We start from the raw sequence: 14,818 nt of genomic DNA on the forward strand, positions 1-14,818 counted from the left end.
ATACTAAAACATTTTTTTATAAAAAAAGCCAAACTTAATAGCTTGGCTTTCTTGGTTTTAAAAACAGATTTTAACACTAAACATTAAATCTAAAGTGCATAACGTCTCCGTCTTTTACAATATATTCTTTCCCTTCTATTCTTAGTCTACCTGCTTCTCTACAAGCCGCCTCAGTTCCGTATTTTATTCTATCTTCAAACGAAATAACCTCAGCTTTTATAAAGCCTTTCTCGAAATCAGTATGAATAACACTTGCCGCCTGTGGAGCTTTCCAACCAATGCCAATCGTCCAAGCTCTAACTTCTTGTACACCAGCAGTAAAATAAGTGGCTAAATTAAGTAATTTATATGCAGACCTAATCAATCTGTTGAGGCCTGGTTCCTGCATTTTGTATTCTTCAAAAAACAAAGCTTTGTCATCAGGATCTTCCATTTCTGCTATTTGAGCTTCTATAGAGTTGTTCAAAACTATTAATTCTGCACCCTCTTCATCGGCAACAACTTTTAGTGCTTCTGAATATTTATTGCCTGTATGCATCGATGCTTCGTCAACATTAGCTACGTAAAGTGTTGGTTTAATAGTCAATAAAAACAAATCTTCTACCGCTACCATCTCTTCTTTGCTAAGACCCATTAATCTTACGTTTTTGCCTTGTTCTAACCAAGCCTTAACTCTCCCCAATACATCAAGTTCTATCTTGGCTTGGGTATCGCCACCTACTCTAGCTTGTTTCTGTGTTTTTTGTATTTTTTTGTCTACACTTTCTAAGTCTTTGAATTGCAGCTCGATATCTATAATTTCCTTATCGCTAACCGGATCTATTTTGCCTTCTTCTCTCAACACGTTCTCATCTTCAAAACAACGCACCACATGTATAATAGCATCTACCTCACGGATATTACCTAAAAATTTATTACCTAATCCTTCTCCTCGGCTAGCACCTTTTACAAGACCCGCTATATCTACGATTTCGATTTGAGTAGGAACTATCTTATTTGGTTTTACCAATTCTGCAAGCTGGTCTATTCGCGTATCAGGTACGTCAACTAAACCCACATTGGGGTCAATAGTACAAAATCTATAATTGCTTGCTTGTGCTTTAGCACTGCTCGAAACTGCATTAAACAAGGTCGATTTTCCAACATTCGGTAGTCCAACTATTCCTGCTCTGAGGGCCATAAAATTTAAATTTTCCGCAAAATTACGCCAAATATAGCTTTTAGCCAAACTTATATTTTTTATTGCGAATACGAATCCAAAACTTTTATCTATTTTTAATAAAATAATTTCTCTATTTATCAAATGAAAAACTTCTTAATCTTGATTTGGGCTACGTTTTTATGTTCAAATGTATTTTCTCAAAACCTTAAACATGATCCCAAACTTCAAAAAATAATTGAAGAACAAACCAAAGGATTTGGTGGAGTAATAGGCGTTTATGTGGAAAATATCAAAACTGGAAAATTTGCCGCCGTAAATGCTGATACTATATTTCCCACTGCAAGTATGATAAAAATACCTATCATGATTGGTCTATTTTCAAAAATCCTTGATGGTACTGTTACTTATGACCAACCGTTGACTTTTAAAGATTCATTAAAATACGACAATGGAATAGTGGGCTCGTTTAAGGATAGTACAAAAATTCCGATTTCAGAATTGATATTTCTGATGGAATCAGTGAGTGACAATACCGCCTCTCTTTGGTTGCAAGGAATAGTCAAAGGTCAGAGAATTAATGAAATAATGGATTCTTTGGGAATGGTGCACACAAGAATGAATACACGCACACCAGGTAGGTCGGGAAATTGGAAAATTTATGGATGGGGACAAACTTCGCCAAGAGAAATGGCGAGTTTGATGAAAAAACTTAGAAATGGCGAAATTTATAGTCCGGATGCGTCATTGAGAATGTATAGAACCTTAGGGAATCAATATTGGGATGGAGAAGGACTTTCCCAAATTCCAGAGAATGTAAAAACGGCCTACAAAAGCGGAGCCGTTGATAGGTCAAGATCAGAAGTTATGTATGTACATGCCCCACATGGCGAATATGTATATTGTTTGATAACTAAAAACCAAAATGATACTTCATGGACAAAAGACAATGAAGGTTATAAAGCTGCCAGAAGTGTTTCAGCTGCACTATGGAAATATTTCGAGCCAAAATCTAAATGGAAGTTACCGAAAAATTATGATAAGTGGCTATAAATCTTATATTTGTATGATTTTTTCACCTTAAATAAACTAATATTATGAAAGCAAACATGGGTACAGTGGATCGTGGCTTAAGAGTTCTTATAGCTCTAATTGTTGGTTATCTTTATTATAATGGCACACTCTCTGGAGTTTTAGGTACAGTGCTTTTGGTTTTTGCAGTTGTTTTTCTTTTGACAAGTTTGGTGAGTTTTTGTCCACTTTACACTTTAATTGGTGTAAAGACCAACAAAGACGCTGGGAAATAAAGAATTGTTCTTTTAAATATTGAATTTTAAACAAAAAAAAGAGCCTTCCATTGGAAGGCTCTTAACATTGCATAACGACAAATTAATATCTTTCTCTTCTTTGTGGTCTTTCGCCTTTTGGTTCAGCTACTTTAACAACAATAGTACGTCCGTCTAATTCTGTTTCATTCAAAGAGTTGATTGCGTTTTGTGCCTCGCTGTCGTTTGGCATTTCTACGAATCCAAATCCTTTAGAACGACCTGTAAATTTGTCAAAAATAATTTTGGCTGAATCTACAGTGCCAAATTCTTCAAATGCTCCTAATAAAGTGTCATCTGATGTGTCGTAATTCAATTTTGCTACGAAAATGTTCATTGGAAAAAAAATAAAATATTAAATAAAATGAGCTAAAACAACGAAGCAAAATCCAAGGAATTAATTTACAACCGAGAACAGCAAACGAAGAAACAACTCGAAAACTTCGTAAAGGTAAATTTTATTTTTGAATTTACAAACTATTTGGGATTAATTTCCGTAATAATATTTAAAAAACTTTTTCTTTAAGTTTTTGTATTTCAATAATTTAGGTTTAATGTTTCTTAAACATTAAAGATGTAATTCAGGTTCTATGCTTGTAACAGTAGTTTTTTTGGGATATTAATACTATTTTAGTGGGTTTTAAAGTACTGTCTTTTGCAAACCAAATTTTAAAAGGAGGCATGTTTTTTCGAAATTAAATTTTGTAGAATTTTATTAAACGGTTGCTTTATTTTTATTTTTCTAAAATATTATCAGCTACAACAATAAAAATACCTTAACGTTTTATATTTGTTAATCTTAACGTGAAGTATTTTTGAACGCCTTATATATATGAGAAAATTGTCTTTTGTGTTTTTAGTGTTTTTGGCTTTTGGTTTTTCGAATTCTCATGCACAGTTGAAAAATTTCAAAAAAGGACTTACGAGTTTTCAGGCTGGATATTATGATTTGGCTATCAAAGAATTTTTGAAGGTTAAAGAAATAGACAATGCCCAGCAAGCCGAATTGAATTTTAAAATTGCAGAGGCCTACAGACTTACCAATAGATGGATTGAATCCATTCCCTTCTACGAAAAAGCTTTTGATTCAGGATTGAATAATACAGATGCAATCTTTTATTATGCTTATGCTTTAAAAGCCAACGAAGAGTATGCCAAAGCAAAGATTTATCTTGAAAAATTTATTGATGCCAAATCCGAAAACAAGACATTAAACGAAAGAGCACAAAGAGAAATGAATACGCTTTTGCTAATTTCTGATATTAAGTCTAAAACCTCAGAATTAGAATTCAAAAACTTCTCTGCATTGAATACTGACAAAATTGAGTTTTCTGGAATTCTAAAAGATGGCTATTTTATTTTTTCTGCTTCGAAGAAAGACAAGTTGTATTCCAACGGATTGCCATTTTTGGGTATTTATAAAGCAAAAGTATCCCCTGATTTTACCACAGTAGGCACACCAGAGCCGTTTAGCAAAAACATTTTAGATCCTGATAGAAATGAAGGAACGCCGACTTTTTCACCAGATGGTAAAACGATGATTTTTGCGAGAGGTAATTCAGGTAAAAGAAAAGATACCTCTCCTGATGTAGACCTATACATGAGTAGGTATGTTGCAAATGAAGGTTGGACCGAGCCCAAATTAGTTTCTGCGTCTGATTCATTAGCTTGGGATGGTTCCCCTGCGTTTTCTCGAGATGGAAAGACGCTTTATTTTAGTTCAAATAGAGCAGGAGGAAGCGGAGGTCTAGATATTTATAGAGTAAATATGGACGCCTCTGGCAGGTTTGGAAACCCTGCAAACATGGGAAAAGCTATAAATACTGCTGGAGATGAGATGTTTCCTTATGTTTCAGAGGATGGGAAACTATATTTTGCTTCAGATGGTCATCCTGGATTAGGTAAATTGGATCTTTTTGTAGCTGTAAGGTCAGGAGGGAAGATTTCTGTGGAGAATTTAGGATTGCCTTACAATAGTTCAATGGATGATTTTGGTCTTTCTTTTGATGAATCCGGAAATATATTTTTTACATCAAATAGAGAAGGAGGAAAAGGAAATGATGATATTTATTATTATTTAGCTCCGTCAACTCCAGACGAAACTGTTGCCAAAACTGATGATCCAAACGACCCAAGTAATCCTAATAATCCAAACAATAAAGATGGCAATGATCTCAAAAATCAGAAAATTGCTAATTATTTCTTAGAAGGAACTGTTTTGGGTAATAAAATACCTTTGGATTCGTCTTTGGTGAAAATTTACAAACTTGAATCTGGCATAGAATCAGACTTCGCTGAAGTGTATACTTCTCAAGGTAAATTTGGTCCTGTAAAAATGGATGAAGATGAAGATTATATGATCTTAGTAGAGAAAAGCACTTATCTCACCAAAAGAGAAGGGTTTTCGATGTATGGTAGAAGTATACCTTACCCATTACTAAAGAAGCCAGTAACTGACACAACTTTCAAAATTGAAATTAACCTAGAGCAGGTGTTTGTTGGAAAAACATTCAGATTAGAAAATATCTATTATGACCTAGATAAATACGACATTCGATCAGATGCGGCTGTGGAATTGGACAAACTAGTTCAAATTCTTAAAGATAATCCGCTTATTAAAATCGAATTAGGTTCTCACACGGATTCCAGAGGAACGGATTTATATAACATCAGACTATCACAAAGACGAGCGGAGTCAGTAATTAATTATTTGGCAATCAAAGGAATATCAAAAGAAAGGTTGACAGCCAAAGGATATGGTGAAACTGAATTGATTATTTCAAACGCCAAAACTGAGGAAGAGCACCAAGTAAATAGAAGAACTGAGTTTAAAGTTTTAGAGATTTCCTCAGAATAATAATTCGAGAAAAATAATATTCAACCCTATATTAAAAATGAAAAAAACAATTCTGATATTAATGATACTTTCCAATACTGTTTTTGCACAATATCCAGTAGTTAGTTTGTATGAAAATGGAGTTCCAGGTATAAAGGAAAGTGCTATTAATACCAAAGAAAACGTCGTTATAGGAAAGGATGGGATAACTAGGATAAATAACATAATGGATCCTTCTTTAACGGTAATTAAACCAAAAAAGAAAACATCCGATGCCTCGGTTGTGATTTGTCCAGGTGGAGGTTATGGAATTTTAGCATGGGATCATGAAGGAACTAGCATAGGGGAGTGGTTTGCGAGTAAAGGTGTAACTGCTTTTGTTCTTAAATATCGCCTTCCACAATATGATTTATATGAAAATGCAGAAATTAGGCCTTTGCAGGATGCTCAGCAAGCTTTTAGATATATAAGAAAAAATGCCCAAAAGTATGGTTTAGATACTGAAAAAGTGGGAATCATGGGTTTTTCGGCTGGAGGGCATTTAGCAGCTTCAGTAAGTACACATTTTGATGAGCAAATAGGTGAAATAACAGATGCCTCCATTAGTGTAAAACCTAATTTCGCTATCCTTTTGTATCCAGTTATATCATTTTCTGATAAATATGCTCATTTAGGTTCTAGGAAAAATCTTTTAAACGATAATCCTACGATTGAAAAAATCGAACATTATTCAAATGAGCTTCAAGTAAAAAATGGAACTCCGCCTACTTTTTTAGTGCATGCATTTGACGATGGTGTATTAGTAAACAACAGTTTAGCGTATTTTAAAGCCCTTAAAGCGAAAGGAATTCCATCCGAAATGCACATATACGATAGAGGAGGGCATGGATTCTCAATGAAAAAAAGTAATAAAGGCCCAGTTGCTTCTTGGCCAGCACGATTAGAAGAATGGCTTAGATTAAACAATTGGATGAAATAATGTGCTATATTGCATAATATATACGTCTGAGCCATTTAATAAAAAATGCTTTTAATATTTTTTATTCTATTATCAATAAGGTAATTTTAGGTCAGGATTTAGACATAAACTATACAAATATGAAAAAAATTATTCTTTCAATCGGCTTAGGTTTAGTTGTTACTTATGCTTCAGCACAGGTGGTTAACTCTACGAAACTTTATATTGCAGAAGGTGCAGTAGTAAGTTTAGGTTCTGATGTAACCAACAATGGTGAAATTACTAACAATGGTAAACTGCACCTTAAAGGAGATTTGAAAAACAATGCAAAATTGGTTTCAAAAGGTGAAGTGAATTTTGATGGTCAATCGCCACAAACTGTTTCTGGAACTACCAAAGCAGAAATGTCAAGGATTGCCGTTGAAAACGACATAAATCTTCAAACACCTGTTTCCGTTTCTGATGAGGTTTCATTTAGAAAAGGAATTGTAAGTACTTACAATGAGTCTGGCCTTGAATTAGGCGAAAATGCTACTACAAGCGGAGCAAGTGATATGTCACACGTTGCAGGAGTAATGAGCAAAACAGGAAATGGTTCTTTTGAATTTCCTGTAGGTGATGGTACTAATTTGAAGAGCTTTGAAGTTAGCAAAATGAATGGTAAAACACTTGAGGCTAAATATGTTGCAAACAATCCTATGGATGTTTCAGCTGATTTAGACTATGATGTTGAGTCAATAAATCAAACAGAATACTGGGTGTTGAAATCAAACGATAACAGTTCAGTAGATGTAAGTTTGAAAGATAAATCAGATGTTGCTTATCTTAAAAGTGGCGTTTGGGTGAAAGACAACAGCAGAATCAATGTTTCTTCTGGAAACAAAGACGGTGCAATGTTTACTTCAGGAACTGGCAGAAATATCACGAAAGAAATCGGTGTTTGGCCAAACCCAACTCAAGGAGAATTTAACTTGAAACTTACTGGAATGAGAGACACAGATAATATCTCTGTTGATTTGACAAACCAAGATGGTAGAGTAGTTATGAAAATGTCAGGTACTGTTAGAGAATTGAGAAAAGCGTATACTTTGCCAAACGGCATGGTTACCACTAACCTTACAGTTAGAGTTATCAATGGTACTGAAGCAATGACACAAAGTTTGATATTGAACAGATAAGAAATTTTAGATGTTATATTTAAAAAAGGGGCTTTTGGCCCCTTTTTTTATGAATTTAAATCCAAATTGTCTCTAATCTAAATTTTATAACATCTTCTTATAATCAATTGATTCAGCCGCCTTTTTGATTAAACTTTTTACGCCAAATCCTAAATTAGCAAATCGGGGATCTTGGGTTAAGCCTTTTTTGTATCTAGAATATATTTGTTGAATAATTACTGCGTTTTTGAAAAGGCCAAAAATATAAAAATATAAAATTTTTGAAAGGTCAATGTTTGGATTGAAACTTTTATATAGCTCTACATATTCATTTCGAGTGAGTGCACCTGGTAACCAGCTTAAATTAAAGTTCTTCTCAAAATCTCCATCTCCAGCTTCAGCCCAATAAGAAAGTGTTGTGCCAATGTCCATTCTCGGATCACCAACTGTTGTCATTTCCCAATCTAATATTGCTTGAATTTTTTGAGTTTTTAAGTCAAAAATAACATTATCAAACTTAAAATCATTATGAATCAAACTAGGTTTGATTTCTTCGGGGAGATTAGATTTTAACCACTCAATTACTTTTTCCACTTCGGAAATATCATCTGTTTCGGCATTTTTATAACGTTCGTGCCACCCCAAAACTTGCCTTTCTATATAACCTTCAGGTTTACCAATTTGCTGCAGAGGTGTACCATCAATTTCAATTTTATGTAATTCTGCCTGAGTTTTACAAAGTTCAATAGATAAATTTTGCATTAATTCAGGATTTAGAATAGGCAATTGGTTTTTTATCTGAGAATTTCTTAGAATGGTTCCTTCAAGTTTTTCCATTACATAAAATTCGCTTCCAATTACCTCCTCATCAGATGAATAAAAAATAGGATCGGGGATTTTAGCAAAACCAGCTTCCTTTAAACTACATAAAATACCATACTCACGTTTCATGTTGTGTCCACCTTTTATAGCTTTTGCACCTTTAGGCGGCTTTCTTAAAACGTATTTATTCCCATTAGTTAATATCAAATAGGTAAGATTTGAAAAACCACCTGGAAATTGTTGAATTTCTATAATTTTAGTAAAATCTGGGATGTTTTCTTTTAATGCTTTTTGTAAATTTTCTATATCCAACTCTTCTCCTATTCTAATTTTCTTAGCTTGATCTTCCATTAAAGTGAAATAGGATTGAAGTTTTTCAAAATATTCTTTGCCAAAGCAGATTTGTGTACTTCATCGGCACCATCATAAATCCTTGAGGCACGTTCGTGCGTATAAAAATACGACAAAATCACATCGGTAGTCATTCCTAGACCACCATGAACTTGAATAGCTCTATCCACCACTCTCAGCATCATGTTAGCTGTAGAAAATTTTATTGCGGAAATTTCATCTCTGCAAGCTGCCGCACCATTTAAATCAATATTATGTGCGGTATTTAATACCAATAGTCTAGCAGCTTCTATTTCAGCTTTGGATTCAGCGATAAATCCGTGAATAAATTGCATGTGGCCAAGTGTTTTTTCTTCGGTAATATTCCTACTTAGAGCATATTGACACATTAGGTCAAAACTCCGCTGGGCTATGCCAATAAAACGCATGCAATGATGGATTCTTCCCGGCCCTAAACGTTCTTGAGCTAATTTGAAACCGCTACCTTCTGGTCCTACCAAATAGCTCTGAGGCACGCGTACATTATTGTATTTGACTTCTGCATGGCTTGCCCAGCTATCTCCCGCATGGCCCATTATTGGAATATTTCTAACAAATTCATATCCGGGATTGTCCAAAGGCACAATAATTTGACTGGCTCTTTGGTGAGCTGGAGCATTGGGATTTGTGATAGCCATAACTACAGCAAAAGCAGCACCATCCGCAGATGAGGTGAACCATTTATGTCCATTGATGATATAGTCAGAACCATCTTTAACTGCTGTAGTTCCCATCATGGTAGGATTTGAGCCGGCAAACTCAGGCTCGGTCATGCTAAAGCAACTTCTAATTTTTCCTTCTTGCAAAGGTTTCAAAAATTTACTTTTTAGTTCTTCAGAGGCGTATTTATGCAGTAATTCCGTATTGCCAATATCTGGAGCTTGGGTATTGAACACGAAATGTCCGAAAGGAGAGTAGGCTAGGATTTCAGAGACTTGTCCAAATTCGCAAAGACTAAGCCCAAGTCCACCTTCTTTTTCGGAGAGGTGCATACCAAACAGACCTTCTTGCTTCACGATTTCTCGTTTTTCTAATAATATAGGCTCAACTTTAGAGAAATTTCCATTCATTATTTCTGGAGTTTCCAGATTATAGAGGTGTGTTTTTACAAAGGATTTAACTTTGGGCAGTATCTCCTTGATTTTATTGGTTTGGAAAATGTTTGACATATTTATAGTTTGTAAAATTTGATGGCATTTGAGCCAAATATTAAATCTTTTTCAGAAGTGGTTAATTTTTCAAAATAGCTTTTTAAAATATTCAGTTGCTCGGAATATTCTGCTGCAACCAAACATACAGGCCAATCTGAGCCATACATAATTCTGTCTACACCAAAACTACCCAAAACTATATCGAGATAGATATAAAAATCTTCTTTTTTCCAAGAATTCCAATCTGCTTCGGTTACCATTCCAGAAACCTTGCAATGTACATTCGGAAGTTCAGAAAGTTTTTGGATGTAATTCCCCCATTGTGATATTTTTTGGTCTTTGATATAAGGTTTTGCTAGATGATCTATTACAAAATGCGTATTAGGGCAGGTTTTGGCCAAATAAATCGCATCTTTCATTTGGGTCGGATAGATTAGGATATCATACGTATAATCATATTCCGAAAGCGTTTGAATGCCAGACACAAAAGAAGGATCTCTCATAAAGCCAATTTCTTCACCCTGAACAATATGCCTAAAGCCTTTGATTTTTGGATATTCTTTAAATTTTTCTAAGGATTGTTTTAAAGTTTGAGATTTTAAATCCGTCCATCCAACAACGCCTTTTATGAAATCATTTTGCTCGGCTAGCCCGTTGATATATAAGGTTTCTTCCTCAGTTTGATTTACTTGAACGAGAACTGTACCGTCGATTTGGTTTGCATCCAATATTGGTTTAAGATCTTCAGGTAAAAAGCTCCTTTGAATCTTGGCCATTTCATCGTTTATCCATGCAAAATCTGTTGAATTATAGTTCCAGAAATGTTGATGAGCATCTATTTTCATTATTATCCCTTTTGAATTCTAATATAGCTTGTTTTAGGATAATTGCCTAAAATTATTGGATTTTAAAACTAAAACTTAACAATTGATTAGTCTTTGTTTAGAATTTCTGAAAAAGAAATAAACTCACAAAAAACAACCATTGAAACCAAAAAACAGCTGTTGATAGTTTGTTTTTCTTTTCAAATGTAGTTTTGTTGAAATAATAGAGTAAGACGAAACTTATCGCAAACCAAGCGACATAATTTTGAATCGGAGGGTTGTTGTTTGTCCATGACCACATATTTTGAGCAATGGCTACGGGTTCAGCAAAAAAGTCAAAAGCAGTCATTAGTAATGCTCCAAAAAGGCTTTTTAAGAAAATACTTTTTGTATTTAAGCTTAGAACGAACGAACCCGTACAATAAATCATCAAAAACCAATTGAGACCAATAATGGGTGGAACTTCGAATATTTTTGGCCCTAATGTGGTAAGATACTTGTATTCACCAAAAATCAGCCCGGTTTTTACGCCCAAAACCTCTATTAAATAACCAACGAGTGCTGAAATAGTAAAAAAAATCCAAAAAGATGAGCTCTTGTTTTTTTGAAAGAAAATCAAAAAAAATGTAACGGCTGATATATGAAAAGGCGTGAGGAATTGGAAGGAATTTTTTGTAGAGCTTATACTAAGTCCTATAAAACCAGCGAGATACATGGTCGATAAAAGCCAAATAGTAGATTTTGCTGTCATAGTTTATGCAATGCTTCGTAATATTTTGGAATACTGAAAGTTTTATCAAAAAGTGCAAATTCCTCAAATTGGTCATCACCATGTACACTGAAACTGTCGGGTTTTATCTTGGAAAATTCTCCGCACTTTAACAAATTAAAGATTTCTGGAGATATTTTGTTTAAAATTTGTCCGAAATTTTTCGCATCCTCTTCCAGATTTAAATACTGAAGGATTTGGTAGAAGCTAATGACGTATTTTTGATCATACCAAAATAATCTAAAAATGCCTCTTTTTTGATAATGTTTTTCAATTTTTTGAATTAGGAATATTGCAAAATAAAATTTGCTTTCGTTTTGCTTATCCCGAACTTTCGACCTGAAAAATTCTTTATATATAACTGAAAATGAATTGTTTTTGATCGGCTTTTCGGGTATTACCTCAGGTAAAATGTCAAAATTTACGTAATTAGAATGTCCCAAGTCGAATTTCTTTTTACCTGCTATAATCAATCTCCAAGCCAAAACTAAGAGCATTAACAGTCTGAATTCGACAGGTATTCTCATGGAAGTTTTTCTTTCAAAAAGTCCGCCGTATAGTTCCCCTCTATTTTTACCATTTCTTCAGGCGTACCTTCAAAGCACACGTATCCGCCTTTGTCTCCACCTTCAGGTCCAAGGTCAATAATCCAATCCGAAGATTTTATCACTTCCATATTATGCTCGATTATAATAACACTGTCGCCTTGGTCCACCAATGCATTCATCGCTTTGAGCAATTTTTTGATATCATGAAAGTGCAGGCCAGTGGTAGGTTCATCAAAAATGAAAAGGGTACGACCTTTGTCTGCATTGCCTTTGCCCAAGAAGAAAGCCAGTTTTACCCTTTGAGCTTCACCACCAGAAAGAGTGTTGGAAGGTTGCCCTAATTTTATGTATCCTAGACCAACATCCTGAAGTGGTTGGATTTTTTCGGCGATTTTTGCATGGGCATTTTTGAAAAATTCAACGGCTTCATCAACCGTCATATCTAATATTTCAGCAATGTCTTTGTCATGGTATTTTACTTCTAAAACCTCTTGTTTAAACCTTTTGCCATGGCAGCTTTCACATGTAAGTTTCACATCGGCCATAAACTGCATTTCTATGGTTTGGTAACCCTCACCTTGACAAGCTTCGCATCTGCCGCCTTCTACATTGAATGAGAAATGGGCAGGTTTATAATCGCGGGTTTTAGAGAGCGGTTGTTCTGCCATCAAGGCTCGGAGGTTGTCGTAGGCTTTAATGTAAGTTACTGGATTTGAACGACTTGATTTTCCAATTGGGTTTTGGTCAACCATTTCTATCTGCGTAATTCTGCTCAGGCTTCCTGTAATATCGTCGTATTTGCCTACCTCATCTCCAAACTCACCTTTTAATTTGGCAAGTGCCGGGTACAATATTTTTCTTATCAAAGTTGATTTTCCAGAACCACTAACGCCGGTAACCACAGCCAAAACCCCCAATGGAATTTTTACATTTACATTTTTTAGGTTATTTTCTCTGGCACCGTTTAGTGAAATGAAATCCATGAATTTTCTTCGGTGTTTGGGTATTTCTACTCTATCTATTCCACCTAAAAAATTCAAAGTATGACTATCGGATTTTTCTACTTTTTGCCCTTTCCAAGCTCCTTGAAATACCAAATGTCCTCCTAAAAGCCCTGCTTCTGGGCCAATGTCTATGATTTCGTCAGAGGCTTTCATTACTTCCTCTTCGTGTTCAACAACTATAACTGTATTGCCTAAGGCTTTTAATGATTCCAAAACACTAACCAACCTTTGCGTATCTCGAGGATGTAGGCCAATGGATGGTTCGTCAAGAATATACATGGAACCTACTAAGGAGCTACCGAGCGAAGTAGCCAAACGGATTCTTTGGGTTTCTCCTCCTGAGAGGGAATTTGACAAGCGATTGAGTGTTAAATAACCCAAACCTACACGCTGCATGTAGTCTAAGCGATTATTAATTTCTATCAAAATTCTTTTACCAACTTTTAGCTCATATTCTGTCACATCGAGGTTATTGAAAAATTCGTAAACTACGGAAATTGGCAAAAGAACCAAGTCTATTATAGATTTACCACCAACTTTTACGTAAGAAGCATCTTTTCGGAGTCTTGAGCCACGACAGTCTGGACAGGTAGTTCGGCCTCTGTACCTCGAAAGCATTACTCTATATTGAATTTTATAAGTCTGTTCTTCTAGAAATTTAAAGAAATCATCTAGGCCTGTAAAGTGCTCGTTTCCAGTCCAAAGCAATCGGTATTGATCTTCCGTTAAATCCTTGATAGCTCTATGAATTGGGAAATCAAACTGTATGCCCTTTCTCACCAAAGGCATGAGGTATTCGTTCATTTTCTCACTTCTCCAAGGAGCTATAGCTCCTTCAAAAACAGAGAGATTCTTGTCAGGGAAAACCAAATCTGGGTCAAGTCCAAGCACATTTCCAAAGCCCTCGCATCTTTTACAAGCTCCAAAAGGGTTATTGAAAGTAAAAAGATTTACACTAGGTTCTTCGAATAATATACCGTCTAACTCAAATTTATCAGAGAAGTTTTTAACGATTTTTTTATCTTCATAAAGCACATGAACCTCTGCTTCGCCTTCTCCTTCAAAAAAAGCCGTCTGTAAGGAATCCGAAATTCTATATTGTGTGTCTTCTTCAGGGATATTATTCTCATCAAAATGAATTACAGCTCTATCAATTAAGATTTTAACATCCGATGCTTTGATTTTTTTCTTATCAGCGAGTTCGAGGAAATCCTCAATCAATACGATGTCTTCTTTTACCATAATTCTTGTAAATCCCTTTTTTAAATGTAAAGTCAGTTCTGACAATACATCTCGCTCTTCTTTGGGTTTTAACGGGCTAAGAATTACAACTTTGGTACTTTCCGGAAAAGAAAAGAGGAAATTTACAACATCAGAAACACTATCTTTTTTTACTTTTAATCCACTTATTGGTGAATAAGTTACGCCAATTCTTGCAAAAAGTAATTTAAGATAATCATAGATTTCTGTAATAGTTCCAACTGTAGAACGTGGGTTTTTGGAACCTACTTTCTGTTCGATGGCGATGGCTGGTGATATTCCTTTGATATAATCTACCTCGGGCTTTTCCATTCTTCCTAAAAACTGTCTTGCGTACGAACTGAGGCTTTCTACATACATTCTTTGGCCTTCGGCATACAAAGTATCAAACGCCAAAGAGGATTTTCCGCTACCTGAAAGACCTGTTATTACTGTCAAAGTATTTCTTTTTATAGCTACACTCAGGTTTTTGAGATTGTTTACTCTTGCACCTTTTATGATTATATATTTTTTGGGGTCTAGGGAATCTATATCTTTCAAAGTCTCTTCAGAATTGCTTTTTTTCATTTAGCAAAATTAAGCGGTTTTCATCTATTTCAATTATTTGCAATGAAT

13 protein-coding genes are annotated in these 14,818 nt (G+C 34.8%); 5 read left to right on the top strand and 8 right to left on the bottom strand.

The genetic code is table 11. The features are described 5' to 3' along the window. Window positions 1-76 precede the first annotated feature (76 nt). Window positions 77-1,180, bottom strand: a complete 1,104-nt coding sequence (ychF, locus tag EGI22_RS03395) for a redox-regulated ATPase YchF (RefSeq protein WP_255066424.1) — start codon at window positions 1,178-1,180, stop codon at window positions 77-79. A gap of 123 nt (window positions 1,181-1,303) precedes the next feature. Between ychF and EGI22_RS03400 the strand changes: the two genes are divergently transcribed. Together EGI22_RS03400 and EGI22_RS03405 are read left to right on the top strand one after the other, a co-directional pair. Beyond that, window positions 1,304-2,212 (top strand): serine hydrolase, encoded by a 909-nt coding sequence (locus EGI22_RS03400; protein ID WP_255066426.1) that lies wholly within the window; start codon window positions 1,304-1,306, stop codon window positions 2,210-2,212. Between the two features lie 44 nt (window positions 2,213-2,256). Continuing rightward, on the top strand, window positions 2,257-2,466 hold the full coding sequence (locus tag EGI22_RS03405) for a DUF2892 domain-containing protein (protein ID WP_255066427.1): 210 nt from the start codon (window positions 2,257-2,259) through the stop codon (window positions 2,464-2,466). A gap of 82 nt (window positions 2,467-2,548) precedes the next feature. Here the strand turns inward: EGI22_RS03405 and EGI22_RS03410 are convergent, their stop codons facing one another. After that, entirely contained in the window at window positions 2,549-2,821 is a 273-nt protein-coding gene (locus EGI22_RS03410; protein WP_255066429.1) for an RNA-binding protein, read from the bottom strand. A gap of 495 nt (window positions 2,822-3,316) precedes the next feature. Here EGI22_RS03410 and EGI22_RS03415 point away from each other — a divergent pair, with 495 nt between their 5' ends. The 3 genes from EGI22_RS03415 (at window position 3,317) to EGI22_RS03425 (ending at window position 7,456) form a co-directional block, all read left to right on the top strand. Then, window positions 3,317-5,341 (top strand): OmpA family protein, encoded by a 2,025-nt coding sequence (locus tag EGI22_RS03415; RefSeq protein WP_255066431.1) that lies wholly within the window; start codon window positions 3,317-3,319, stop codon window positions 5,339-5,341. A 37-nt stretch (window positions 5,342-5,378) separates the two neighbouring features. Further along, a complete protein-coding gene (locus tag EGI22_RS03420; RefSeq protein WP_255066432.1) occupies window positions 5,379-6,299 on the top strand; it encodes an alpha/beta hydrolase in 921 nt (306 codons plus the stop codon). 119 nt (window positions 6,300-6,418) lie between these two features. Beyond that, window positions 6,419-7,456: a hypothetical protein gene (locus tag EGI22_RS03425; protein WP_255066433.1), complete on the top strand. Its 1,038-nt coding sequence runs from the start codon at window positions 6,419-6,421 to the stop codon at window positions 7,454-7,456. An 84-nt stretch (window positions 7,457-7,540) separates the two neighbouring features. Here EGI22_RS03425 and EGI22_RS03430 read toward each other — a convergent pair whose 3' ends face one another. From EGI22_RS03430 to uvrA, 6 genes are all read right to left on the bottom strand, one after another. Then, window positions 7,541-8,608 (bottom strand): phosphotransferase family protein, encoded by a 1,068-nt coding sequence (locus tag EGI22_RS03430; RefSeq protein ID WP_255066434.1) that lies wholly within the window; start codon window positions 8,606-8,608, stop codon window positions 7,541-7,543. Next, entirely contained in the window at window positions 8,608-9,816 is a 1,209-nt protein-coding gene (locus EGI22_RS03435; protein ID WP_255066435.1) for an acyl-CoA dehydrogenase family protein, read from the bottom strand. The genes EGI22_RS03430 and EGI22_RS03435 overlap by 1 nt, the downstream gene beginning before the upstream one ends. 2 nt (window positions 9,817-9,818) lie before the next feature. Continuing rightward, entirely contained in the window at window positions 9,819-10,643 is an 825-nt protein-coding gene (locus EGI22_RS03440; protein WP_255066436.1) for an amidohydrolase, read from the bottom strand. A gap of 97 nt (window positions 10,644-10,740) precedes the next feature. Then, window positions 10,741-11,373 carry a carotenoid biosynthesis protein gene (locus tag EGI22_RS03445; protein ID WP_255066437.1) on the bottom strand — a complete coding sequence of 211 codons (633 nt, stop codon included), beginning with the start codon at window positions 11,371-11,373 and terminating at the stop codon, window positions 10,741-10,743. Then, window positions 11,370-11,918, bottom strand: coding sequence for a hypothetical protein (locus tag EGI22_RS03450; protein ID WP_255066438.1), 549 nt, complete (start codon window positions 11,916-11,918; stop codon window positions 11,370-11,372). The genes EGI22_RS03445 and EGI22_RS03450 overlap by 4 nt, the downstream gene beginning before the upstream one ends. After that, window positions 11,915-14,770 carry an excinuclease ABC subunit UvrA gene (gene uvrA / locus EGI22_RS03455; protein WP_255066439.1) on the bottom strand — a complete coding sequence of 952 codons (2,856 nt, stop codon included), beginning with the start codon at window positions 14,768-14,770 and terminating at the stop codon, window positions 11,915-11,917. Before uvrA ends, EGI22_RS03450 begins: the two co-directional genes overlap by 4 nt. Between the last annotated feature and the right edge of the window lie 48 nt (window positions 14,771-14,818).

This window comes from Lacihabitans sp. LS3-19, assembly GCF_024343575.1.
Lineage (GTDB): Bacteria > Bacteroidota > Bacteroidia > Cytophagales > Spirosomataceae > Leadbetterella.

Coding starts and splice junctions, on each gene's coding strand:
- EGI22_RS03435 (WP_255066435.1), bottom strand. CDS start 9,816: ATGTCAAACATTTTCCAAACCAATAAAATCAAGGAGATACTGCCCAAA.
- EGI22_RS03430 (WP_255066434.1), bottom strand. CDS start 8,608: ATGGAAGATCAAGCTAAGAAAATTAGAATAGGAGAAGAGTTGGATATA.
- EGI22_RS03415 (WP_255066431.1), top strand. CDS start 3,317: ATGAGAAAATTGTCTTTTGTGTTTTTAGTGTTTTTGGCTTTTGGTTTT.
- uvrA (WP_255066439.1), bottom strand. CDS start 14,770: ATGAAAAAAAGCAATTCTGAAGAGACTTTGAAAGATATAGATTCCCTA.
- EGI22_RS03440 (WP_255066436.1), bottom strand. CDS start 10,643: ATGAAAATAGATGCTCATCAACATTTCTGGAACTATAATTCAACAGAT.
- ychF (WP_255066424.1), bottom strand. CDS start 1,180: ATGGCCCTCAGAGCAGGAATAGTTGGACTACCGAATGTTGGAAAATCG.
- EGI22_RS03405 (WP_255066427.1), top strand. CDS start 2,257: ATGAAAGCAAACATGGGTACAGTGGATCGTGGCTTAAGAGTTCTTATA.
- EGI22_RS03425 (WP_255066433.1), top strand. CDS start 6,419: ATGAAAAAAATTATTCTTTCAATCGGCTTAGGTTTAGTTGTTACTTAT.
- EGI22_RS03420 (WP_255066432.1), top strand. CDS start 5,379: ATGAAAAAAACAATTCTGATATTAATGATACTTTCCAATACTGTTTTT.
- EGI22_RS03410 (WP_255066429.1), bottom strand. CDS start 2,821: ATGAACATTTTCGTAGCAAAATTGAATTACGACACATCAGATGACACT.
- EGI22_RS03450 (WP_255066438.1), bottom strand. CDS start 11,918: ATGAGAATACCTGTCGAATTCAGACTGTTAATGCTCTTAGTTTTGGCT.
- EGI22_RS03400 (WP_255066426.1), top strand. CDS start 1,304: ATGAAAAACTTCTTAATCTTGATTTGGGCTACGTTTTTATGTTCAAAT.
- EGI22_RS03445 (WP_255066437.1), bottom strand. CDS start 11,373: ATGACAGCAAAATCTACTATTTGGCTTTTATCGACCATGTATCTCGCT.